This window comes from Cupriavidus laharis (assembly GCF_914271435.1).
Taxonomy (GTDB): domain Bacteria; phylum Pseudomonadota; class Gammaproteobacteria; order Burkholderiales; family Burkholderiaceae; genus Cupriavidus; species Cupriavidus laharis.
Map to the genome: position 1 here is coordinate 431,697 of NZ_CAJZAI010000003.1, position 21,803 is coordinate 453,499.

Consider the following 21,803-nt stretch of genomic DNA (forward strand, 5'->3'; position numbering starts at 1 on the left):
TGGATGACTTGCTCAGACGTGCAGTGCCGCGGCGGGCGCAGGTTCCGCAGGCGTGTCGAACCGTGCCGGTTCTTCGCGCGCGAGACGCTGCAGCTGGGCCAGCTTGGCCCTGAGGCCCGCGTCGAGCCGCGGAGGCGGCATCAGCGTGGACGGGCAGGCTACACCCAGAATGTCCAGCGCCTGCCGGAAGTTTTCGACGGTGAGGCCCTGGGCCGGGTCGACGCTGACAAGGTGTTCGCGCTGCGCTTCGGTCATGGATTCGGCCGGCGCGCAGGACAGGATCACATAGGAGGACGGCGTGGCACGGGCGGCAAAGTATGCGGAAATCTCCGCGCCGTGGCCGCCTGCCACCGGTGGAGTCATGCCTTCCACCTGCAGGTCGAGCTGTTGGAGGATGGCGGCCGGCGTGCCGCGCCGCCAGGCGTCCGACACCACCACGCGTGCGCCTGCCAGGCCAAAGAGCCGGCGGATATAGCCAAGCGCAATGGGGTCGAAGAAGCGAACATCGCGCAAGGTGCCCGAAGCGGGAACCCCGCCGAGCCGGGCCTGAGACCGGTCGGAATACAGTACGCCGGGTACGTCCAGCATGATGAGTCGTTCAGACATGATTTCCTTGGGGTTACACATCGGGTTGGTGTGAGCAAAGATTACTCGGCAACCCGGGCGCCGCACGTAACAAGGCCGCGACCAAGTGAAACATATCTGTAACTTTCTCGCAGAACTCGTAAATGCCGGTTACCTCTCAATGTCAAATGTTTCCGGCCGACACATCTGTCCGCTTGTATGCGTCTGGGGGGCTAAAAACGAAAGCGTGCCACATCCTGCTCCAGCCCTGCCGCCAGCGCGTCCAGGCGCTCGGCCTGCGCCGCGACGGTATCCACCAGCTCCGCGTTCTGCTGCGCGGTCTGCTCGAGCTGGCCGACGGAATGTCCTACCGCGCGTACTGCCTGCGCCTGCTCGTCGGCCAGTCCGCACAGTTGGCCGGCCAGCGTGTGGCTGTGGCTCACGGCGGAGTCAATGCGGTCCATGGCGTTGACCACCCCCGCGCTCAGGTGCGCACCGCGCTCGATTTCACGGGTCGCGCTGCCGACGATGTCGCCGATTTCGCGGGCCGAGCTGGCACTGCGCTGGGCGAGTGCCCGCACCTCCTGTGCCACCACGGCAAAGCCGCGCCCGGCGGGGCCAGCGCGCGCGGCTTCGACGGCTGCGTTCAGGGCGAGGATATTGGTCTGGAATGCAATGCTCTCGATCAGCGTGACGACCTCGGCAATGCGCCGCGAATGCGCGTGCACGGCTTCCATTGCACCACTCATATCGCGCACGACTGCCGAGCCGGAGTCCGCGGCTTCGCGCGCCTGCCGCGCAACGCTGCTGGATTCAGTGGCCTGGGCGTGGGATTGTTCGACCAGTTCGGCCAGCCGGCGCACGCTGTCGGCTGCGCCCGCCAGCGCAGCGGCCTGCTGGTTGGTGCGTGCCGCAAGGTCGTGATTGCCCGCGGCAATGCCGGCGCTTGCGGTGGTGATGTCCTGGGCGGAATCGCGGATGCGTGCCAGCACACCGGCCAGCTGGTCGCGCATGTGCGAAAGCTGGCCCAGCACGCTGTGCGCGTCGCCGCTGCGCAGGCGGATGTCACCGGTGAGGTCGCCGGCAGCAATGCGCGTGGCAGCGCCCGCGGCGTCCGCCGGTTCACCGCCGAGCTCGGCGGTGAGGCTGCGTGCAGCGAACCATGCCAGACCGGCAGCGGCTGCCAGGCTGGCGGCCAGCAGGCCGATCATCAGCGCCTGGGCTGTGGCCTGGCGCGAGCCGACGCTTGCCATGGTTTCGGCGGCCTGCCGCTCCTGGCGCGCGCGCGCAGCTTCCATCATCCCGCTCAGCTTCATGAGCTGTTCCGCGACGAAATGGCCGTCCACGGAAACCGCGCTGTCGAACTGCAGCGGGTCCAGCGGCTGCTGCCGTACCAGGGCCACATACGCCAGCAGAAGCTTGCCGGCCTGGGCGCGCTCGGGCTGCAGGCGCTCTGCCTGCGCCGGCGCGGCACGGCGGATTCCGTCGAGCGCGGCATCGAGCCGGCCCAGCGCGGCGTCGATGTCCGCGGCGGCTTCATCGCGCTCGCTGCTGCTCGTCGCCATGGTTACCGACAACTGTGCCCGGCTCAGCATGGCCAGTGCCGACTGGGCACGCTCGGCGGAGATTGCGCCGTGCATGTCCTGGCGATAGAGCGCGTCGCTGCGCTGGCGCAGGTCGATGAGGTTGACAATGCCTGTCACGCCGACCGCAGCGCCGAACAGGTACACCAGCGCGAACGCCGCGCACAGCCGCGCCAGCAAGGGAAGGCGCGCAAGCCGCGAGGCCTGGCGGGCACGCCACTGCGGCACGGACAACTTGAGTGACTGCAACACGAAAGCAACTCCGGCGGGCTAACTGCCCGCATGCATGTCCATCGGATCGCGCAGGCTGCGGCACTGCAGCGAAGTGCGGAATCCTCGGACGTTCCTGACCCGGGCCGGGCAGTCACGCTTCTTTGCTTTTGGGGCGCGCGGGCCTCGGCCGGCACGGATGGTCGGTCAGGAATGTGACGGCAGCATGACATGTGTTGCTTATTGCCGATGTCATATTGCGGTCACGTTTCTGTCATGAAATGTGCGCCGGGCGCTTGCCCAGCAATTTTCCGGTCCCCCTTATGCCAGGCTTGCCCGCTGCCGTGCTTTCAGATGTCCGCCCCGAGGCGGGTACTTCCATGCCGTTGCAGTGGCCATCACTACCGCCCCTGCATGCCATGTTCCAGCCCATTGTGTTGGCCGAATCTGCGGAGATGCTCGGCTACGAAGCGCTGATCCGTGGACCGGCCGGCTCGCCGCATGAGAGTCCGGAGGCGCTGTTCAGGCTGGCGCCGAGCCCCGCCGGCACGATTGCGCTGGAACTGCAGGCCGCGCGCACGGCGCTGGCGGCCTGGGGGGCGCTCGACCTGCCGGGCAAGCTCTTCCTCAACTTCAGCCCGCTTACCCTGCGGCATCTGCTCGCCGAGCGCGGCAATGGCCTGTCCGTGCTGCTCGGCGCCGGCATCTCGCCGACACGCATCGTGATTGAAGTCACGGAACAGACGCCGATCGGCGATGCGGCCAGCTTCGGACAGGCCATGGCTGTCCTGCGGGAACTGGGCATGCAATACGCGCTGGATGACTTCGGCACCGGCCATGCGAACCTGGACCTGCTGGCCCACCTGTCCCCGCAGTTCGTGAAGATCGACAAGTCGCTGATCCGCGGCATCGCGTCGTGCTCGCGGCGGCTGGAGATACTGCGCGGCGTATTGCGCATGATGGGGGCCTTCGGCGGCCGCGTGATCGCCGAAGGTATCGAGGACGAAGAGGAACTCGCCGTGATCCGCGACCTGGGCGTGGCGGGGGCGCAGGGCTACTACCTTGGGCGGCCGCAGGCCGAGCCGCCCGCGCAGGCCGGCATGCACGTCAGGCAGGTGCTGACCTCGCGCCAGATCGCAGTGTTTCCCCAGATGGTCCGCTCGGGGTGGTCAGGCATCACGGCGGGGCGCTTGTTGCGCGCCGCGCCGGCCGTTTCGCCGGGTACGGCCAATGACGACGTGCTGCGCGCGTTCCAGTCGCAGCCGGAACTGCAGGCCGTGGCAGTCGTCAGCGACGACCAGAAGCCGCTGGCCATCATCAACCGGCAGAGCTTCATGGACCGCTACGCGGCGCCATTCCATCGCGAGTTGTACGGCAAGAAGGCGTGCATCACGCTGGCCAACCGCGAGCCCGCCTGTTTCGACCTGCATGCCGGGCTGGAAGCGATGACGCAGATACTGGCCGGCGAGAACCCGCGCTCGCTGGCTGAGGGCTTTGTCATCACGAGCCAGGGACGCTATATCGGTCTTGGCACCGGAGCAGACCTGGTCCGCGCCATCACCGAGGTCCGCATGGAGGCCGCGCGCTATGCCAATCCGCTCACTTTTCTGCCCGGCAACATTCCGCTGAACCAGCATATCGAGCGCCTGATCGAAGCGGGCAATGCGTTCTACGCGTGTTATGTCGACCTGAACCACTTCAAGTCCTACAACGACAAGTACGGCTACTGGAAAGGCGACGAAATGCTCAAGGGCGCTGCGGCCATCCTGACCGAGGCTTGCGACCCCGCCCGCGATTTCCTGGGCCACGTCGGCGGTGACGATTTCCTGGTGCTTTACCAGAGCGCTGACTGGCCGGTGCGCGTGGGCATGGCCATCCGGCGCTTCAATGATGCGGCGCGAGACATGTACACGCCGGCAGACCGCGCTGCAGGCGGGATCCACGCCGAGGACCGTAGCGGTCAGCCGGTCTTCTTCCCGCCGGTCTCGATGGCGGCGGGCGTGGTGCGTGTGGAAGCGGAGGCGGTTGGCGGGTTGCGGCGCCTTGGCAGCCAACAGATCGGCGCCGCGGCCGCGGCGGCCAAGCATGAGGCCAAGCGGGCCGCAAACGGACTTGCAGTACTCGACTTCAAGACGCTGGTGGACCGCCTGCCGGCGTAGCCCGGTTCAACGGTGGGCCAGTGCCAGCGGCTGGCCGGAAACCGGATTCGGCAGCCGCATGGGCGGGCGGTCGTCATGGATGTCCAGGCGATAGCCGTGCGCATAGACGACCGTGATCGAAATGCCTGTCTCCGGACTGAGCCGCAAGGTCTTGCGCAGGCGCGACATCAGCCCGGCCAGCGCGCGCGACAAGGGCGGCAGTTCATGGTGCCAGATGGCCTGTTCGATGCGGCGGTTGGCCAGCACGCGCCCGGCGTTGGAGAACAGCAGCATGGCCAGGTCGAATTCCTTGGGCGTCAGCGTGATGCGTTCGCCGTGCAGCGTCGCGAAACGGCCCATGCTGTTGAGCTGGTACGGGCCCGCGCGCACCACCAGCCCCTGGCGCAGACGGTCTCCAGTGGCACGACGGCGCAGCGCCGCCATGCGCGCCAGCAGTACCCGCGCGCTCAGCGGACCGGACAGGTAGTCGTCGGCGCCGGCGTCCAGTGCCTCGACCAGGGCTTCCTCGCTGCTGCTGCCGCCCAGCATCACGATCGGCAGATCGCGCGAGTGCGCGCAACGCACGGTGCGGATCACGTCCACGGCGACGGTGTCAGACAGCTCGTCGTGGATCAGCAGCATGTCGTACGACGCCAGGCTGACGCCCTGAATGAGCGCGCGCGGAGAGTCGAAGACATTGCATTGGAAGCCTGAGCGGGCCAGCAGGTCGGGTACGGCTTTCAGGTGCGCTGACTGACCGCTCAGCAGCGCAATGTTCATGGGGTCAGGCATAGGGTGGCCGCAGGAATCGGAAAATCGGGTTTGCCGAAGGGTGTTGATCCGAAAGCGTATAAAGGCAAACGCCACCTAACAATCGGACAAATCCGATTCCGGCCGGAAAATTGAGGTAGCGCAGAAGCGTGGCTGGTTTGCGTGGACCGCGCTGTCACCCGGGCTGAAACGGGCAATCGAGGTGGTCGCGGGAACAGGGGGAGCCGCGGCAGGCACATCACTGTGCCAAAATAGGACTCATCGTGGTCCGGTTCCGCATGACGGGAGCCTGGGAAGCCTGCACATGCTAAGCGCGAGCGTTGTCGCGACGGTCATCCTGATTTTTCACGTCATTGGCGTGCTCGCCGCGCTGCACGCCGTCATGACGGTGCGCACGGCGCCGGGCGCCATCGCCTGGGCGGGATCGCTGGTGATGATGCCGTACTTTACGCTGGTGCCTTACCTGATCTTTGGCAGGAGCCGGTTCGCAGGCTACGTCAACGCGCGCCGGTTCAACGACGACCGTCTGCGGGAGATCCGCCACGGCATGACGCCTGAAGACCGCCAGGCGCGCAGTGCCTGCGTAGTGCAAGCACCGGAGCCTGCCTGCATGCGCGCGCTGCCTCGGCTGACCGGCATGCCCTGCCTGGCCAACAACGATGTGCGCCTGCTGGTCAATGGCACGGCAACGTTCGATGCCATTTTCGAGGCGGTGGCCGCCGCCAGGCAAGTGGTGATCGTGCAGTTCTTCATCGTCCATGACGACGTGCTCGGCCGGCGCCTCCAGGCGCTGCTTTGCGAGCGTGCGCAGGCCGGCGTCAAGGTCTACTTCCTCTACGACAGCATTGGCTGCCACGCCTTGCCGCGCAGCTATGTGAAGACGCTGCTGGCGGCTGGTGTCGAGGCGCGAGCGTTTTCCACGCACCGCGGCTTTGTCAATCGCTTCCAGCTCAATTTCCGCAACCATCGCAAGCTCGTCATCGTAGACGGCGCGCAGGCCTTCGTCGGCGGGCACAACGTCGGTGTCGAGTATCTCGGCCAGCAGCCGCCACTGGCGCCGTGGCGCGATACGCATATCAGCGTGCGCGGCAGTGCCGTGCTGGACCTGCAGATGGCGTTTGCCGAAGATTGGTACTGGGCCGCCCGTGAAGTGCCGTACCTGCTGATGCCGCCACCTGACGTGGGCGGGCGCATGATCTGCCAGGTAGTGCCCACTGGCCCGGCCGATGCGCAGGAAACGTGTTCCCTGTTCTTCGTCGAGGCGATCCAGGCGGCGCGGCACAGGGTCTGGATCACGTCGCCTTATTTTGTCCCCGACGAGGCGGTCTTTGCCGTGCTCCGCCTGGCGGTCCTGCGCGGGGTAGACGTCCGCATCCTGATCCCGGCCAGGCCGGATCACCTCGTGGTCTTTGCCGCGTCCACGCTTTATGCGCATCAGGCGGTAACCGCCGGCATCAAGCTGTACCGCTACCAGCCAGGCTTTCTCCACCAGAAGGTCATCCTGATCGACGACGACGCCGCGGCAGTCGGCACGGCGAACCTGGACAACCGTTCATTCCGGCTGAATTTCGAGCTGATGGTGATGACAGCCGATCAGGAGTTTGCCGGCCAGGTCGCCGACATGCTGGAGGCCGACTTTGTGCAGGCGCGGCGCATCGGGGTCGACGAGTTCCTCAGGGCTCCCGCGCCGCTGCGCGTGGCGATGCATGTAGCGAAACTGTTTGCGCCAATTCTGTAGGCGAGGCATCGGGACAGCGCCGGTGTTTTCTATTGTGTACACTGTTCACTATTGACTGGGCAAAACAAGAACAGTGTGTACAGGGGGAATCATGAGCCGGACTGCTCCACCTATGCCGGCCCGCACGACGTATCGCCACGGCGACCTGCGCCGCGCGCTGCTGGAGGCAGGCATTGACCTGGCGCGCGAAGGGGGGCCGGATGCGATCGTCCTGCGCGAAGCCACGCGGCGGGCAGGCGTGGTGCCCAATGCGGCCTATCGGCATTTTTCCAGCCGGCAAGACCTGTTGCAGGCCGTTCGTGCGGCGGCGCTGTCCGCGCTGGCGATTGCCATGGAAGCCGAACTGGGCGGTATTCGCCCCGGTAGCAGCGCCGCGGCGCTGGCACGCGCAAACCTGCGCGCGGTGGGCACCGGCTATCTGCGTTTTGCTCTCTCTGAACCCGGCCTGTTCCGCACGGCCTTTTCCGTGCCGGATGAGGTGGAGAACGATGCCGACCCGGCGAAAGCGGGCCACAGTGGGCTGAATCCTTTCCAGTTGTTGTCGGCGGCTCTGGACAGGATGGTCGAAGCGGGGATACTGCCGGCCGGGCGTCGTCCCGGTGCCGAATACCTGGCCTGGTCCGCGGTGCACGGCCTAGCCATGCTGCTGCTCGACGGGCCCCTGCGCGGGAGGGAGCCGGCGCAGGCCGAGGTGCTTGGGCAGCGTTTGATCGATATGGTGGAGCGAGGTCTCCAGACGCCGGACTGAGGCCGGTCAAAAAAAATGCCACGACGGCGGGGACCATCGTGGCAGCGTAAGGAACCAGGAAGGGGGTCCCTGGCTCATCGGGCACCCGCGGGAAGGGTGCACGGGGAAATCTATTCCGTTAGTTCTCATAAGAAAATCGGATAAGTCCTAAATTTGTTCATGAATTGTGTCTTCGGGCACTAAGTCGGGTGGCCCGCACGCAGGAAGTCGGGGGATCGGCCTGAGGAATGGCGGGTCTAACTGATATCAGTCGAGCAATTCAGCCCGTTGGCAGGTGTTGGGTGGATCATGCGATACACGATCGGTGGCGTTTTCGCAACAGCAACGATAGCTGCGCTATTGGCGGGCTGCGCCGTGTACCCGGACTATTACAGCAGCGACTATCTCGCCTATCCGGCTTACCCGGCTGGCTCCCCTTACTACAGCGGATATCCGGTAACGCCCGGCTATCCCTATTACGGGCCAGGTTACGGCAGCTTCTATGGCAGCTTTGCCTACGTCTATGGCGGCGGACGATGCTGCTGGTACGGTGGGCACGGTGGCTGGCACGGCCATGGAGGCGGGCACGGTCATGGGGGCTGGCATGGCGGTAGCCGCGGAGGCGGGCGTGGCGGCTGGGGCGGTTCACGCGGCGGACGCGGACGTTGACTGACGTAAGGCGACTTGGGCAGCAGGCGCAATTGCCGTGCGCGCTCAGGCCGCCAACACAGGAGCTTTGCCATGAGCAAGCCGGTACCCCAGAATGCGCCAAAGTCCGGCCGGACGCAGGGCAAGCCTGCGCCAGAAACGCCCGACGAGCAGATTGAGCGCGAACTGGATGAGGCCCTGAAGGAAACCTTCCCGGCCAGTGATCCGATTGCCGTCGATACCGAGGCTTCCCGCCCGCGGCAGAAGTAGCCGCGGCGAGCGGGCTTAAGGCAGCTGCCGCAGTTGCCCGATCACGGACATCAGCCGCCCGTGCGCGACGATGACACCGGATTCGTCCTGCAGCGCTTCCTGGTAGCGCTTGCGGAACGTGTTGTCGCCCTTGTCGCTGAACAACCTTTCGGTGGCACGCGCTACGGCGCGGCAGGTTTCATCGTGGTGTTCAGGGGACTCCAGTTCCTCATCGATCTCGATGATGAGGCGCGACAGCGGGTCGAGCCAGCGGAAGAAGTTGTCCTCCGTCACCAACTGCACGAACAAACCTGCGGGGATGGGGCCATTCAGGCGCTCGTACTGGCCGCGATCATAGCCAATGACTTCCTTGTGAACCTGCAGCAGCGCGGCGCGCAGGGCCTGCAGGCCCGAGCGGCGCGTTTCCTGGGTGGCTAGGAATTGTTCGTTGGGCATGCCCTTCTCCATGTTCATGGCCCGTGGACAGGCAGCCGGAAGTGGGGCCATGGGCGGGCCGCCGATGCCTGCCAAAAGCTCAGGGCGCAAGCGGGCAGCTCCCTGTCAGTGCCCGGTGCGCCTGCCAGTATAGGCAGGCCGGCCAGCGGGCCGCGCTAGCGATATACCCGAATTGCCGGGCGGATGGCCTGCACCTTTCACGAGGCCGCGAGCCTCGAACTGCGTTCGGCCTTTGCGTTTTTTCCGACGCCGGATGCCGTCGAAGAGGATCGGGCAGGGCTCGCCGGCCATCTTCTCCGGCATGCCCTTTTTGGGATCGAACCAGGCTTGCGAGGCCGATGGTAATGGCCAGGAAAATGATATGGAAGTGCGTGCATTGCTGGCAAGCGGGTAAATGCAATGCGTGGGAATTTTATATACCGGATCGGGTGCGATATTTATACACCGGGAGAAATGACGATCCGATTTATATACTGATTCCAATCAGTCCTGGAATTTATATTCCATTGGAAATGCGGGTGAGTATCCATATACTTTGGCGGCGCTTCGGATATTTATTTGTAACAGGCGCGCTCGCAAAGACCGTACAGCGCTATCGTTACCTCTAGCCAATCAATTGGCTGGAAAGAGTCGACTTTGACTCCGGGATATGCTGGATGCTTAATGGAGCGGATATGGCCATTCGACGAGAAGTCCCAGGTATCAGGCCGTATCCTTCGCGCCCTGCCGCCCGGTCAGGTTGACTTCTATACCTCCGGCAGGGCTTCCAATGAAGCCGCTTATCTGTTCCAGCTCTTTGCGCGGGAGTATGGCACCAACAATTTCCCGGATTGTTCCAATATGTGCCACGAACCGACCAGTGTCGGGTTGCCGCAGTCCATCGGTATCGGGAAAGGCACGGTTTCACTGGATGATTTCGAGCATTGCGAACTGATCATCTCGATCGGCCATAATCCAGGCACCAATCATCCGCGCATGATGGGAACGTTGCATGAGTGTGCGCGCCGTAACGTGCCGATTATCGTGTTCAATCCGCTGCGCGAGCGGGCGCTCGAACGGTTCGCCGACCCCCAGAACTGGCTGGAAATGGCAACGTATGGGTCGACCAGGATTGCATCGACCTATTACCAGGTCGATGCCGGCGGCGATGCCGCGGCGCTCAAGGGAATCATGAAGGCGCTCCTGGCCATGGAGGCAGACCAGGGCAATATCCTCGATCGTGATTTCATCGACATATACACCGAAGGCTTCGATGATTTTGCTGCTGATCTTAACGCCACCTCGTGGGAGGATATTGAAAAGGCGAGCGGCCTGAGCCGGGCAGATCTCGAGTCGGTGGCAAAACTCTACGCCGAATCGAATGCGACGATCGTCACCTACGGCATGGGCGTTACCCAGCATAGCAGGGGAACCGCCAATGTCAGGTTGATTGCCGATCTTCTGTTCCTGCGCGGAAACTTCGGCAAGCCCGGTGCGGGCATTTGCCCGTTGCGCGGTCATTCGAATGTGCAGGGTAACCGGACGGTCGGCATTACGGAAAAACCGTCGGAAGATTTCCTGGAACGGATCGAGAACGTGTTCGGATTCAAGCCGCCCCGGGAGCATGGGCATGATGCCGTCAAGACGGCGCAGGCCATGATCGATGGAACGTGCAAGGCATTGATATGCCTGGGTGGCAACTTCGCTGTCGCGCTGCCGGATCCGGAGCAGGCCTTCCCGGCGATGAAGACGCTGGACCTGAGCGTCCACATCGGCACGAAGCTGAACCGCACGCACCTGCTGGTCGGTAGGGAGGCCTACATATTTCCTTGCCTGGGGCGCACCGAACTCGATGTGCAGGGCACCGGTCCGCAATCGATGACGGTCGAGGATTCGATGTCGATGGTCCATGCGTCGGCCGGCAAGCTCGCGCCCGCGTCGGAACACCTGCGTTCCGAGCCGGCCATCATCGCAGGAATGGCCCAGGCAACCCTGCCAAACACCCGGGTAGCATGGGCCGACCTGATTGCCGACTATGACAGGATCCGCGACCTGATCGAAAAGACGGTGCCCGGATTCGACGACTTCAATGGCCGTATCAGGGTGCCCGGCGGATTCCGCTTGCCGCTGCCTCCCACCGAGCGGAAGTGGCCGACGCCATCGGGCAAGGCGGTGTTCTCGGTGTATGGTGGCGTGAAGGAAGACGCGGATGTCCTCGCCGGCGAAAACGTGCTGCGCCTCATGACCATCCGCAGCCATGACCAGTACAACACCACCATCTATGCGCTGGATGATCGCTATCGCGGCGTGTTCGGACGCCGAGACGTGCTGTTCATGAATGAATCGGACATGTCGGCGCGCGGGCTCGAGCATGGGGATCTGGTCGACATCGAGACAATCGTGACAGGCCGGAAGCTTCAACTGAAAGGACTGACCGCCATCGCCTACGAGAATATCGTGCGCGGTTCGGTGGCGGCTTACTATCCGGAAGCGAACGTGCTGGTTCCGCTCGACTACATCGACAAGGAAAGCGGTACGCCGTCCTACAAGTCGATTCCCGTGCGCGTGGTGCGGTCGGAAACCACGTGAGCCGGGTCGGCTGACCAGAAAGAGAAAGAGAGAAGCCCGCGGCGTGCAGCGTGAAGCCGGCGCGCCGCGGCCCGGTAACTTCGTTCCGCCGCGCGGAACCAGCTTTGTCGACGGCACCGAGAATCCTGACGGTGATGAAGCCGTCCGCTTCACGACCATCGGTGATGAGGATCCGCTGTTCGCCGGCGGCAGCTATGTGATCGTGCAGAAATACCTGCATGACATGGCGGCGTGGAATGACCTGACCGTCGAGGCCCAGGAGCGGATCATCGGCCGCAGCAAGCTGTCGGACATCGAACTGGATGAAGCGGTCAAGCCTTCCTGGTCGCACAGTTCGCTCACGACGCTTGTCGAAGAGGGCGAGGAAGTGAAGATCCTGCGCGACAACATGCCATTCGGCCAGCCGGGAAAGGGGGAGTTCGGGGCCTTTTTCATTGGCTACGCGCGCTCGCCTGCGCCGATCGAGCAGATGGTGGAGAACATGTTCGTCGGGCGCCCGCCGGGCAACTACGACAAGCTGCTCGACTTCAGCCGTGCGGTGACAGGATCGCTGTTCTTCCTCCCCTCGGCGGACTTGCTCGAGGCGCTTGCCGAGCGCGAGCCGAATGCCCGCGCTGGCGCTGCGGAGCGTTCGTAGCGCACCACGCCGGATCAGGGCCACGCTGTCGGCGAGGCGGATCGGAGGCGGGCCGGGCGTCCTCCGGCGGGTCTGATGCCGGAGGCGCTGTCTTGCACCCCGCGCAGCAGCCCGGCCCATTGCAGGATAGCGGTCCGTCAGGCGGCGCGTCGATGACAGTTGGCGCCCGCGGTCCCGTGTACAGAAAGAAAAGGGGACACCGTTGCCGGCGTTCATGGGGATCTGTGGGGATCTGCTGCGTCGGCCCCGGCGCATAGTGGCCGATGAGAAACACCGCTGGCCCGCAAGCGCCGACGCAAGTCAACTGTTCTGTTCAGGGACTCGAGGGACTGTACTCTCGCCGGCCCATCACCGCTTCCTACCATTCTGCCTGAGGAAAACGAGTGGGCAGAAATGAAAGATCTTTGGCTCAGGAATCCGTCTCTTGCATATGCAGCCTGGCAGGAGCGCAAGCCCGCCGGCACCGAACGGTCGGCTTCGCACCGCAATCGATCGTGCAGCATCGGGCCATGCTCGACCGGTTTCACAGGCATCTGGTCTCCCATGGCGTGACGATCGCGAACTTCGACAGCCAGCACATCGACGCGTTCTGGCGCAAGGCCGAAGCCCTTTCCTACGCTCCCGGCACGCGCACACGCTACCTGCAGTTGCTGGATCGTCTTTGCCGGTATCTCGTGGAGATCGGAGTCAGGAACAGCAACCCGGCTGCCGACCTTGCTGGCGATGCAGGCTGGTCGGGCCAGAGCACTGTTCCACTGTTCCTGCCGGAGGACGTTGACCTGCGACTGCAGGATTTCGTGCGGACGTATCGAGGCAGCGATGTCTCGGGACTGCGCCTGCGTGCGGTTGTCGCCCTGTTCCTCGGCGCAGGCGTTACGGCCGCGGAAGGGCGGGCGGCAACCGTCCACGACTTGCAGTTTTCCTGCGACGCGCCGTACCTGCGCGTCGCGGAAGGGCGCGGAAAACCTGCCCGGACAGTGCCACTGGAGCCATTCGCTGTCTCCGCGCTTGCGGCATGGAAGGCGCGGCGGGAAATGCTTCCGATCGCGGGCAGCCTGCTCTTCGCCCTGCGTGCCAGCGGCAAGCCGGTCACCGACATGAGCCTCGGGAACCTCGTGCGGGACGCGTTTGCAGAGATCGGTCATGAGGCCCCCGACATGAGCCCGCGCATTCTTCGGAACACCTATTGCCGGCGTGCGCTGCTTGCCGGCGTGCCGCGCGAGCGCGTATCGCAGCTGCTTGGCCTCGCGAGCAACCACACCTGCGACCGCATCCTGGCCACGATCAGGAAGGGAAGCCAACAATCAATCCAGCCGCCCAATTAGCCAGACGATAGCAAGGTAGGTCAGCACGTGTGCGTACTGGTCCAGGCCGAATGCCCACCAGAACTGCGGCAGATTTGGCGTCAACTTGGCACGTTGGCCGAGGCGCACCTTCCAGCGATCGATCATGTAGTGGACGACAGCGTCGAAGATCCCCAGCCAGAGCCAGTAGGTCACGCCGAGCCCTCCGAGCAGCGCAGCCGTGCACAGGCCATGCAGGCCCGCGTGGGCATAGCCACCGAAACTCCGAAAGTCGCCCTTGCCGGCCAGCATCCAGTTCGGCTGCCACAGGAAGTCGCATACGAGATGCTTGCTGAACAGCGCGAATAGCAGCAGCAAGGCCATGGCCAGCCCCCCACCCAAAGTCATCCGCAATGCCTAAAGACCGTCAAGCATTGCTTTGGCCTCACTCAGGTCGGCGAGGTCGAATCCCTCAGTGAACCCGCCATGGACTTCGTCAAGTCTCTGGATTGCCGCGCCGGTCTTGCCTTGTCGCTGCAAGAGTCGCGATCGGCCAAGGCTTGCCCGCAGCGCCAGCAACCTGGCACCCTGCTGGCGCGCGACGGCGATCGCCTTCTCAAAACACGCGGCGGCGTCCGCTTCATCCCTGGTGCGAGTCCCGGCGGTCAAGGCATGCAGTATGAGTTGCCCCTCGAGCCGATGCAATTCGGCTTCGCAATAATGCTCTCCGGTCGTTTCTGCCATGGCTTTCGCGTCGGCAAGGGCGCTCATGCCCGTGTCGATGCGTCCCGTACGCCCATAGGCTTCCGCCAACAGGGCCAGAAAGTGCGATTGCCCGAGCTTTGCCCCAGTGGCAAGATAATTTGCAAGCCCCTCGCGCATCAGGTCGATGCCTTCGTCCAGGCCTCCCAGGCCGGCCAGTGCCCAGCCGCGAAGGATCTTCCCCCAGGCCAGCCAGACGGGGAAGCCGTGCTCGGTCGCAAGCGCGATGGCTGCGTCGGCTAACTCTTGCGCCAGGCGCGGCTCGCGGCGCAACACGTGCATCTCCGCCACCAGGCACAGGACATGACCCATGCTGAAGGGGTGCGAAAGCTCCCGGGCCAGCATCAGGGATGTCTGTGCACGCTTGCTGGCCTGGTCGGGATAGCCGAGCGTGCAAAGGGTCAGGGCTGAAACCGAGAACGCACGGATCTCCGGGGCGACGCCATGGAAGGTGAGATGGGCGTGAAGCGGCTTCGCGGTGTAGAGCGCGATCGCATGGCCATGAAGGGTATTTGCCGACCTGAATCGGCCCGCAAAATACAAGGTCGTTCCAAGCGAGGACCGAGCCTCGCTGAGCAAATCCGGGTCTTGCGCCTTCTCGGCCAGGCTGATCAGCCGCTTCCCTATTTTGTAGGCTCTTGCGTGTTCCGCGTGCAGGGAGCAATAGCTGCGCAGGCCAATCAGAGTCGGGAAGAGGTGGGTGGTTTCGCCGAGCTTGCCGCACAGCGCCAGGGCGCGGCTGTAGGCTTCCTCCACCTCGGGAGAGGCAAATCCCCTGGCCGCAATCAACGCTGGCCCGATGGCAAGCTGCAAGGCGATTTCACGGCGGTCGCGCTCCGGGTTGTCCGGCAGGTGCCTGAGCAATGCCAGGGCTGCAGTCAGCTGGCGGATGGCTTCCTCATAGGCTGAGCGCTGAACGGCCTGCTGTCCCGTGCATTGCAGATATTCCACGGCTTTCGGCTCATTTCCGCTAAGGCTATAGTGCCGTGCCAGTTCGCTGTAGTAATCCTTCAGCTGATGCTGGAAAAGCGCCTCGATCGCCTGAGCCGTGCGTTCGTGCAGGGCGGTGCGTTGTTCCGTCAGCAAGGAGTTGCCGGCGACTTCCTGGGTCAGCGCATGCTTGAAGGTGTATTCGATATCGGGGAAGGCCGGCCGCTCGTAGATGAATTCGCCGGCTTCCAGTCGTGACAGCAGATGGCGGAGCTGGTCTTCCGATTGCGTGACGACCCGCTGGACCAGGCTCAAGGAAAACTCCTTCCCGATCACGGCAAGGCTCTGCAACAAGTCCTTCTCGGCATGGGGCAGCCGATCGATGCGAGCGGCCAGTACGCCCTGTACCGTGGTCGGGATATGCAGCGCGGTGGGGGTTTTTTCGATGCGGTAATGGCCAGGATCGCCCAGCAATGCCTTCTCTTCGGAGAGGGTCTGCACCACCTCCTCCATGAAGAATGGATTGCCCTCCGTCTTCTCCATGATGAGCGCCTTCAGGGGCATCAGGGCGGGATCATCCCCGAGCAGGGCCGCCAGCAGTTCCTGGGCCTCGACCTTGCCCAGCGGATCCAGCCTGAGGTTCGTGTAGCAGGGCTTTTGATTCCAGCCATGCTGATACTCGGGACGGTAATTCAGCAGAAGCAGAATGCGGGCGCCTGCCAGGTGCTCGGCGAGCACATCCAGGAAGGTCTCAGTTTCATTGTCCAGCCATTGCAGGTCTTCGAACAGCAGTTGGAGCGGCTGGTTGTGGCTTTCACGGACCAGCAGGCGAGTGATGGCCTCGAAGGTGCGCTGGCGACGGATCCCCGAATCCATATTGGGTAGTGCCGAGCCCGGGTCGGCGATACCGAGCAAATGGAGCAGGTAGGGCAAGAGATCTTCGAGTGTGCGGTCGAGCATCAGCACCCGGCCCGCCACCTTTTCCCTGCACCTGCGCTCATCGTCGTCTGCTTCGATCTGGAAGTAGTTTTTCACCAGTTCGATCAGCGGCAGATAGGCAAAGGACTTGCCGTGCGAGACCGAAAAGGTCTCCAGCACCATGCAGCCGCGTTGTGACAGCGCCTTGAACTCGTGGAACAGGCGGGACTTTCCGACCCCGGCCTCGCCGACCACGCCAACGATCTGCCCGCTTCCTGCCTTGGCCCGGTCCAGGGCGCCATGCAATTGCGCCAGTTCGGTCTGGCGCCCGACGAATCGCGCCAGACCGCGACGCTGCGACACTTGCAGGCGTGTGCGTAACGCCCCTGGGCGCAGCACCTCGTACACGGCGAGCGGCTCCGGAATGCCCTTTATCTGGGTTGCCCCCAGGGCCTTGAAGTCGAAGTACCCCTCGGTGAGCCTGCGGACCGAATCGCTCACGAGAATCGTCGAAGGGGTGGCGATGCTCTCCATTCGCGAGGCGATATGGATGGTGTGACCCACCGGATCGTAGTCAGTGTGCAGGTCGTCCCGCCGGATGGAACGCACGACCACCTCTCCGGTGTGGATACCCACCCGAAGCTGGAGGGGGATGCCTTGCTCCAGGCGAATGCGGTCACTGTGGCGCCGCATTGCCTCCTGCATGCGCAACGCGGCATACAGGGCACGCTGTGGATGGTCTTCGTGGGCGATCGGTGCGCCAAAAAGGGCCAGTATGCCGTCACCCAGCAACTTGGCGACGTAGCCCTCATAGTGGTGCACGGCCTCCATCATCAGGGCCACGACCGGATCGATCAGGCGGCGTGCCTCTTCCGGATCCAGGTCGTGGATCAGCGCCGTCGAGCCGGCCATGTCCGCGAACAGCGCCGTGATGGTCTTGCGCTCCCCGGCAGTGGCGCCCCTGGCTTCCATGGCCGCCTGCTCGGCCCGGATGCGCTCGGCAAGGTGGGGCGGGGTGTAATGAATGGGGGGCGCGGACGATACTTGCGGCACTTCGTCGACGGGTGTGCCGCACGCACTGCAGAAGCGTGCCGCCGGCTCCAGTGTGTGCCCGCAGCGCGCGCAGGGGCGGGCCAGCCTCGTACCACACTGCTGGCAAAAATTGGCTCCAACCACGTTCTCGGAACCACATTTTGTGCATTGCGGCATGGAACCTCCTTGGAACCTCCTCCTGTGGTTAATTAGAGGCTCCGCCGCCTTCCCACGCAAGGACGTACTTGCGGTCGCACCTCAAGTATCGATGTCCAGGAGCCTCTCGCTGGTGCCGTAACGAATATATTCCAGCTCGCGACGACGCCGTCGCCCCACTTCGATTACCTACTCGGCAACGACATGCGCAACCTTGATGGTCTGCGCATAGCGTGCCGCCTCGTCGGCAATGACCTTCGCATAGTCCGCGCTGGATCCTCCCACGGGTTCGATACCGGCAACGTGGAACTGCGAGACCACCTCGGGCATCTTGACTGCCTCGGAAACCGCGTTGGCCATTTTTTTAACTACGGCGTCCGGGGTTCCCTTTGCGGCAAGCAACCCGACCGTCACGGCGAAGTCGTAACCTGGCACTAACTCGGAGATCGCCGGAATCTGCGGCGCGAGATCGGAGCGCTTCAGGGAGTTGGTGCCGAGAATCTTGACTTGCCCCGATTTGACGAAGCCAGATAGCGAAGGCAAGGCGGCAAACACCACCTGGACCTGGTCCCCGATCAAAGCCGGAACGGACTGGCCGGAGCCACGAAACGGTACGTGCTTGATATCCACATTGAGGGCGGTTTTCAGTGCTTCCATCGACAGGTGATGGGTGCTGCCAATGCCGGAAGAGCCATAGTTCAGCGCGCCCGATTTGGATTTCGCCAGCGCGACAAACTCGTTGAGTGAGTTGGCTGGAACACGTGCATTGACGGCGAGGAAGAGCGGGGACCGGGCGGCAAGCGAGACGGGTACGAAATCGCGCTTGGGTTCATACGACAGGTTCTTGTAAATCGCCGGATTGATGGACATCATCGAGCCGTCGGTCACCAGGAACGTGTAGCCGTCGGCTGGGCTCGTCATGAGCGCCTGGGCGGCGACCACGCCATTGGCGCCGGGCCGGTTGTCAACGACGACCGGCTTGCCCAGGCGTTGGGTGAGTTGCTGGGACAGTACGCGCGCTACGGTGTCCGGCAAGCCTCCGGGCGCATAGGGAACGATAAAGCGGATGGGCTTGGTGGGCCAGGCATCGGTACTGGCCACGGTCAATGCGGGAACAAGTGCTGCGGTGAGGCCGAGGCCCAGGCTGAGGCAAAGCCTGCGTCGTGCAAGCCGGGTTTGGGGGCGGTTCATGTGTTGTCTCCACTTTACGATCGTAGTGCATGCGGCGGTCCTTGGCGATGCCGTTCTGACGACGGCATTCGTGGGCTCGCTGCGCGGGGGTTATCCCGATGGTGGTCTTGGGCCAGCCATGGGTTCAGGCGGCCGGTGAAACGTCGGCCGGATATGGCGAGGCCCTCGCCTGGCGCGTGAGCGTTACGTCCCGCTCCTCTCGCGCCGAGGTCAGCATCGCCAGGCAGACCTCGAGCGTGGAGCGCGCCCACGCGCCGTCATGGAGTGGCTCGCGGCCACGGACGACGGCATCGACCAGTTCGTCGATGACTTCGAAGCGGGGCACCGCCGGTGCCGGCAGGGGGATGTGCTCGCGCTGCGAGTCGGCGTAGACCCAGATGCCATCCGGCATCGGCCGGATATCGGCATGCTCGCAGCTCACGATGACCGGGCCGAAATGCTGGTTGGCGAGCGCGCGTTCCATGCCACCCGGGGCCTGCCAAGATGGGCCGCCGTAGGTGCCATCCGCCTTCTGGCGCGCCTCCGAGTCCGCCGAGCCGATCGACGCCAGCTTGCGCCGCGCGCGGCCGTAGTCCTCCTCGCGCGTGGCGAAGCCCATTTCGCTGAAGCCACCGTTCCACGGGTCCGTGTCGAATCGGCCATAGCCGCTGTAGGTCAGCGACGCGTAGGCGCCGTCCTCGAACCAGAGCATGGCGCCATAGGCGCCCTCGGTCGGTCGGGCCGGATCCCATCTGCCCAGTGTCGCGCGCACGCGTGTGGCGGGTGCGCCTGCCAGCAGCCGCACCACGTCGACCTGGTGCGCGGCCTGGCTGAATACCACGCCGCCGCCGGCTTCCGTCTGCAATTCTTCCGGACGCCGCGGGCGATACAGGAAGTCGGTGTAGTTCAGCGCGTGGATCATGCGCACCGCGCCGAAGCGCCCCGACGCGATCAGTTGCCGCGCGTGCAGGTATGGCGAATCGAAGCTGTGGCAATGCCCCACGATCATCCGTACGCCGCCGCGCCCGCAAGCCGCGATGATCTGGTCGCACTCGGCCAGCGAGATCGCCATCGGCTTTTCCACGAGCAGGTGCTTGCCGTGTTCCGCCGCCAGGCACGCATGCGCAGCATGGTACTGATGAGGGCTCGCGATGTAGATGGCGTCAAGGTCGGGCGACGCCACCATCGCCGCCAGGTCCGCATAGACGGGCGCATTGAAATCGCGCGCGAACTGCTGGCGTGCCGCCTCGCGCGGATCGCAGGCGGCGGCGAGGCGCACGCGCTGGTCCGCGAGGAACGTAGGCAGCATCAGCGAGAAGGCCCGGCCGAGCCCGACCACGCCCAGGCGCACGTGCCGGGTTGCGTTGGCGCTCATAGGTCGATCACCAGTTCGGCGCACTTTGCCCGCGAGACGCAGATCATCACCTGATGGTCCATCTCCTCCGGCATCAGCACCATGTCGCGATGGTCCGCCTCGCCAGAGACCAGCCCGGTACGGCATGTGCCACAGGTGCCGCTCTCGCAGGACGATGGCACATTGCAGCCATGCTGGCGCAGCACGTTCAGGATGCTCGCGCCGACCGGCACTTCGTAGCGTTGCCCGCTGCGGCTGAGCACCACGTCGAACGGCTTGTCATCGGCGCGCACGCCGCCGCCCTCATTGAAGCTCTCGAAATGGATCCGGGTGGCGGGCCAGTGCCCCGACATGTCGCGCACCGCCTCCATCAGGCCGCGCGGGCCGCAGCAGTAGACGTGGGTGTCGCTCGGACGCTCGAGCACCGACCACAGATCGAAGGCCCTGGCAGGATCGCCGTAGTCGTGGTGGATCTTGACCTTTCCCTTGAGTTCGGGCGTCTGCAGTTCTTCCAGGAAGGCGGTGCTCTCGGGCGAGCGCGTGAAGTAATAGAGCCGCCACTTTGCGGTGGAAAGCTCGTCGAAGCTGCGGATCATCGAGAGAATCGGCGTAATGCCGATGCCGCCGGCGATGAAGACGAATGCCTTGGCATCCTCCTGCAGCGGAAAGGCGTTGTCGGGCAAGCCGACCGGGATCAGGTCGCCTTCGCTGGCGTCGTCACACAGGCTCTTCGAACCACCCTGTCCCTGTTCGTCGCGCTTCACGGTGATCACGTAGCGGTGACGCTCGGCGGGGTCGTTGCACAGCGAGTACTTACGCAGCATGCCGTTGGGCACCTGCACCTTGATGTGCGAGCCCGGCGTGAACGGCGGCAGTTCGGTGCCGTCTGCCTGCACGAATTCGAAGCTGCGGATGCCTTGCGCGGCGTCGCGGATGCGCGCGATGCGCAGTTGCATCGGCGTGTCTGCGTGGGGCTCTGGATGGAGCGGAGTGGTAGTCATGATGCGCATTCCTGTCAGTCGACGATGCGCATCGACAGGTCGATCGCGCGCACGTCCTTGGTCAGCTTGCCGCTGGAAATCCGGTCCACGCCGGTGGCGGCGATGGCCGGCAGCGATTCGAGGTCGACGCCACCCGAGACCTCCAGCAGCGCCCGCCCGGCGTTCAGCGCGCAGGCCCGCCGCATATCGTCGAGGGTGAAGTCGTCCAGCAGGATGCTGGTAGCCCCGGCGGCCAGTGCCGCCGCCAGTTCCTTCAGGTCTTCCACTTCGATCTGCACCGGCACATCGGCGCCGAGGCGCGCGGCGCGTTCGAGCGCCTCACGCACGCCGCCGGCCGCGGCGATATGGTTCTCCTTGATCAGGATGCCGTCCCACAGTCCCAGCCGATGGTTGACGCCGCCGCCCACGCGGACCGCGTACTTCTGCGCCAGGCGCAGCCCGGGCAGCGTCTTGCGGGTGTCGAGCATGGCGCAGCCATTCGGATTGGGCGACACCCCGGCGATCCGCTCGACGTAGCGGCGCGTCACGGTGGCGACGCCGGACAGCGTCTGCAGGAAATTCAGCGCCGGGCGCTCGGCCGACAGCAGCGCCCGCGCGTCTCCGGTGATACGGCAGACCTCTGCGCCGGCCAGCACGGTCTCGCCCTCGGCAATCCGCCATGCAATCGACGCGTCCGGATCGAGCCGCGTCATGCATGCGTCGAACCACGGCTGGCCAGCAATCACCGCGTCTTCCTTCGCCACCACGCGCGCCTGCACGCGCTTGGCCGCAGGCACGAGCTGCGCCGTCCAGTCGGCGCGGCCGATGTCCTCGCGCAGCGCGTCGTCGACGTTGCGTCGCAGCGCCTGCTCGAGGGTTTCGTTGTACTCGAACATCTTTGCTCCTGGAGGTCGCGGGCAGGGGGCGCC

General features: G+C 64.5%; 16 protein-coding genes and 2 pseudogenes. 8 read left to right on the plus strand and 10 right to left on the minus strand.

The genetic code is table 11. The annotated features are described in order from the left end of the window. Positions 1–12 precede the first annotated feature (12 nt). Both LDO29_RS09250 and LDO29_RS09255 read right to left on the minus strand, forming a co-directional pair. Entirely contained in the window at positions 13–606 is a 594-nt protein-coding gene (locus LDO29_RS09250; protein ID WP_224079486.1) for an HAD domain-containing protein, read from the minus strand. 191 nt (positions 607–797) lie between these two features. Continuing rightward, positions 798–2,399 carry a methyl-accepting chemotaxis protein gene (locus LDO29_RS09255; protein WP_224079487.1) on the minus strand — a complete coding sequence of 534 codons (1,602 nt, stop codon included), beginning with the start codon at positions 2,397–2,399 and terminating at the stop codon, positions 798–800. A 281-nt stretch (positions 2,400–2,680) separates the two neighbouring features. On the opposite strand from LDO29_RS09255, the gene LDO29_RS09260 reads away from it, so the two are divergent. Continuing rightward, positions 2,681–4,516, plus strand: coding sequence for an EAL domain-containing protein (locus tag LDO29_RS09260; RefSeq protein WP_396022644.1), 1,836 nt, complete (start codon positions 2,681–2,683; stop codon positions 4,514–4,516). A gap of 6 nt (positions 4,517–4,522) precedes the next feature. On the opposite strand, the gene LDO29_RS09265 is transcribed toward LDO29_RS09260, so the two are convergent. Then, positions 4,523–5,275, minus strand: a complete 753-nt coding sequence (locus LDO29_RS09265; protein WP_224079613.1) for a response regulator transcription factor — start codon at positions 5,273–5,275, stop codon at positions 4,523–4,525. A 295-nt stretch (positions 5,276–5,570) separates the two neighbouring features. On the opposite strand from LDO29_RS09265, the gene cls reads away from it, so the two are divergent. The 4 genes from cls (at position 5,571) to LDO29_RS09285 (ending at position 8,649) form a co-directional block, all read left to right on the plus strand. Further along, the gene (gene cls / locus LDO29_RS09270) at positions 5,571–7,004 is read left to right on the plus strand and encodes a cardiolipin synthase (protein WP_224079489.1); all 1,434 of its coding nucleotides are present in this window, start codon (positions 5,571–5,573) and stop codon (positions 7,002–7,004) included. Between the two features lie 91 nt (positions 7,005–7,095). Next, positions 7,096–7,752 carry a TetR/AcrR family transcriptional regulator gene (locus tag LDO29_RS09275; RefSeq protein WP_224079490.1) on the plus strand — a complete coding sequence of 219 codons (657 nt, stop codon included), beginning with the start codon at positions 7,096–7,098 and terminating at the stop codon, positions 7,750–7,752. Positions 7,753–8,233: 481 nt separating this feature from the next. Then, complete coding sequence (locus LDO29_RS09280) at positions 8,234–8,404, plus strand: hypothetical protein (RefSeq protein ID WP_224079491.1); 171 nt, start codon at positions 8,234–8,236, stop codon at positions 8,402–8,404. A gap of 68 nt (positions 8,405–8,472) precedes the next feature. Beyond that, positions 8,473–8,649, plus strand: a complete 177-nt coding sequence (locus tag LDO29_RS09285; RefSeq protein ID WP_224079492.1) for a hypothetical protein — start codon at positions 8,473–8,475, stop codon at positions 8,647–8,649. Between the two features lie 15 nt (positions 8,650–8,664). On the opposite strand, the gene LDO29_RS09290 is transcribed toward LDO29_RS09285, so the two are convergent. After that, on the minus strand, positions 8,665–9,084 hold the full coding sequence (locus LDO29_RS09290) for a hypothetical protein (RefSeq protein ID WP_224079493.1): 420 nt from the start codon (positions 9,082–9,084) through the stop codon (positions 8,665–8,667). Between the two features lie 699 nt (positions 9,085–9,783). Here LDO29_RS09290 and LDO29_RS09295 point away from each other — a divergent pair. From LDO29_RS09295 to LDO29_RS09305, 3 genes and pseudogenes are all read left to right on the plus strand, one after another. Then, a pseudogene (locus tag LDO29_RS09295) lies at positions 9,784–11,652 on the plus strand (FdhF/YdeP family oxidoreductase); the annotation flags it as partial. 43 nt (positions 11,653–11,695) lie between these two features. Beyond that, positions 11,696–12,280, plus strand: a pseudogene (locus LDO29_RS09300) (Dyp-type peroxidase); the annotation flags it as partial. A gap of 518 nt (positions 12,281–12,798) precedes the next feature. Beyond that, positions 12,799–13,614, plus strand: a complete 816-nt coding sequence (locus tag LDO29_RS09305) for a tyrosine-type recombinase/integrase (RefSeq protein ID WP_224079494.1) — start codon at positions 12,799–12,801, stop codon at positions 13,612–13,614. Here the strand turns inward: LDO29_RS09305 and LDO29_RS09310 are convergent. From LDO29_RS09310 to nadC, 6 genes are all read right to left on the minus strand, one after another. Next, positions 13,594–13,980 carry a DUF3307 domain-containing protein gene (locus LDO29_RS09310; protein ID WP_224079495.1) on the minus strand — a complete coding sequence of 129 codons (387 nt, stop codon included), beginning with the start codon at positions 13,978–13,980 and terminating at the stop codon, positions 13,594–13,596. The two genes, LDO29_RS09305 and LDO29_RS09310, sit on opposite strands and share 21 nt — an antisense overlap. A 9-nt stretch (positions 13,981–13,989) precedes the next feature. Then, the gene (locus tag LDO29_RS09315; protein WP_224079496.1) at positions 13,990–17,391 is read right to left on the minus strand and encodes an adenylate/guanylate cyclase domain-containing protein; all 3,402 of its coding nucleotides are present in this window, start codon (positions 17,389–17,391) and stop codon (positions 13,990–13,992) included. A gap of 168 nt (positions 17,392–17,559) precedes the next feature. Beyond that, positions 17,560–18,561: a Bug family tripartite tricarboxylate transporter substrate binding protein gene (locus LDO29_RS09320; protein ID WP_224079497.1), complete on the minus strand. Its 1,002-nt coding sequence runs from the start codon at positions 18,559–18,561 to the stop codon at positions 17,560–17,562. 124 nt (positions 18,562–18,685) lie between these two features. Continuing rightward, positions 18,686–19,915, minus strand: a complete 1,230-nt coding sequence (locus LDO29_RS09325) for a Gfo/Idh/MocA family oxidoreductase (RefSeq protein ID WP_224079498.1) — start codon at positions 19,913–19,915, stop codon at positions 18,686–18,688. Beyond that, complete coding sequence (locus LDO29_RS09330; protein WP_224079499.1) at positions 19,912–20,895, minus strand: PDR/VanB family oxidoreductase; 984 nt, start codon at positions 20,893–20,895, stop codon at positions 19,912–19,914. Before LDO29_RS09330 ends, LDO29_RS09325 begins: the two co-directional genes overlap by 4 nt. 14 nt (positions 20,896–20,909) lie before the next feature. After that, positions 20,910–21,770 carry a carboxylating nicotinate-nucleotide diphosphorylase gene (gene nadC, locus LDO29_RS09335; RefSeq protein ID WP_224079500.1) on the minus strand — a complete coding sequence of 287 codons (861 nt, stop codon included), beginning with the start codon at positions 21,768–21,770 and terminating at the stop codon, positions 20,910–20,912. Positions 21,771–21,803: the final 33 nt, after the last annotated feature.

Bases quoted from the DNA above. Each gene is read 5' to 3' on its own strand.
- LDO29_RS09250 (WP_224079486.1), bottom strand. From the start codon at position 606: ATGTCTGAACGACTCATCATGCTGGACGTACCCGGCGTACTGTATTCC.
- LDO29_RS09260 (WP_396022644.1), top strand. From the start codon at position 2,681: ATGCCAGGCTTGCCCGCTGCCGTGCTTTCAGATGTCCGCCCCGAGGCG.
- LDO29_RS09265 (WP_224079613.1), bottom strand. From the start codon at position 5,275: ATGAACATTGCGCTGCTGAGCGGTCAGTCAGCGCACCTGAAAGCCGTA.
- cls (WP_224079489.1), top strand. From the start codon at position 5,571: ATGCTAAGCGCGAGCGTTGTCGCGACGGTCATCCTGATTTTTCACGTC.
- LDO29_RS09275 (WP_224079490.1), top strand. From the start codon at position 7,096: ATGAGCCGGACTGCTCCACCTATGCCGGCCCGCACGACGTATCGCCAC.
- LDO29_RS09280 (WP_224079491.1), top strand. From the start codon at position 8,234: ATGGCAGCTTTGCCTACGTCTATGGCGGCGGACGATGCTGCTGGTACG.
- LDO29_RS09285 (WP_224079492.1), top strand. From the start codon at position 8,473: ATGAGCAAGCCGGTACCCCAGAATGCGCCAAAGTCCGGCCGGACGCAG.
- LDO29_RS09290 (WP_224079493.1), bottom strand. From the start codon at position 9,084: ATGCCCAACGAACAATTCCTAGCCACCCAGGAAACGCGCCGCTCGGGC.
- LDO29_RS09305 (WP_224079494.1), top strand. From the start codon at position 12,799: ATGCTCGACCGGTTTCACAGGCATCTGGTCTCCCATGGCGTGACGATC.
- LDO29_RS09310 (WP_224079495.1), bottom strand. From the start codon at position 13,980: ATGACTTTGGGTGGGGGGCTGGCCATGGCCTTGCTGCTGCTATTCGCG.
- LDO29_RS09315 (WP_224079496.1), bottom strand. From the start codon at position 17,391: ATGCCGCAATGCACAAAATGTGGTTCCGAGAACGTGGTTGGAGCCAAT.
- LDO29_RS09320 (WP_224079497.1), bottom strand. From the start codon at position 18,561: ATGAACCGCCCCCAAACCCGGCTTGCACGACGCAGGCTTTGCCTCAGC.
- LDO29_RS09325 (WP_224079498.1), bottom strand. From the start codon at position 19,915: ATGAGCGCCAACGCAACCCGGCACGTGCGCCTGGGCGTGGTCGGGCTC.
- LDO29_RS09330 (WP_224079499.1), bottom strand. From the start codon at position 20,895: ATGACTACCACTCCGCTCCATCCAGAGCCCCACGCAGACACGCCGATG.
- nadC (WP_224079500.1), bottom strand. From the start codon at position 21,770: ATGTTCGAGTACAACGAAACCCTCGAGCAGGCGCTGCGACGCAACGTC.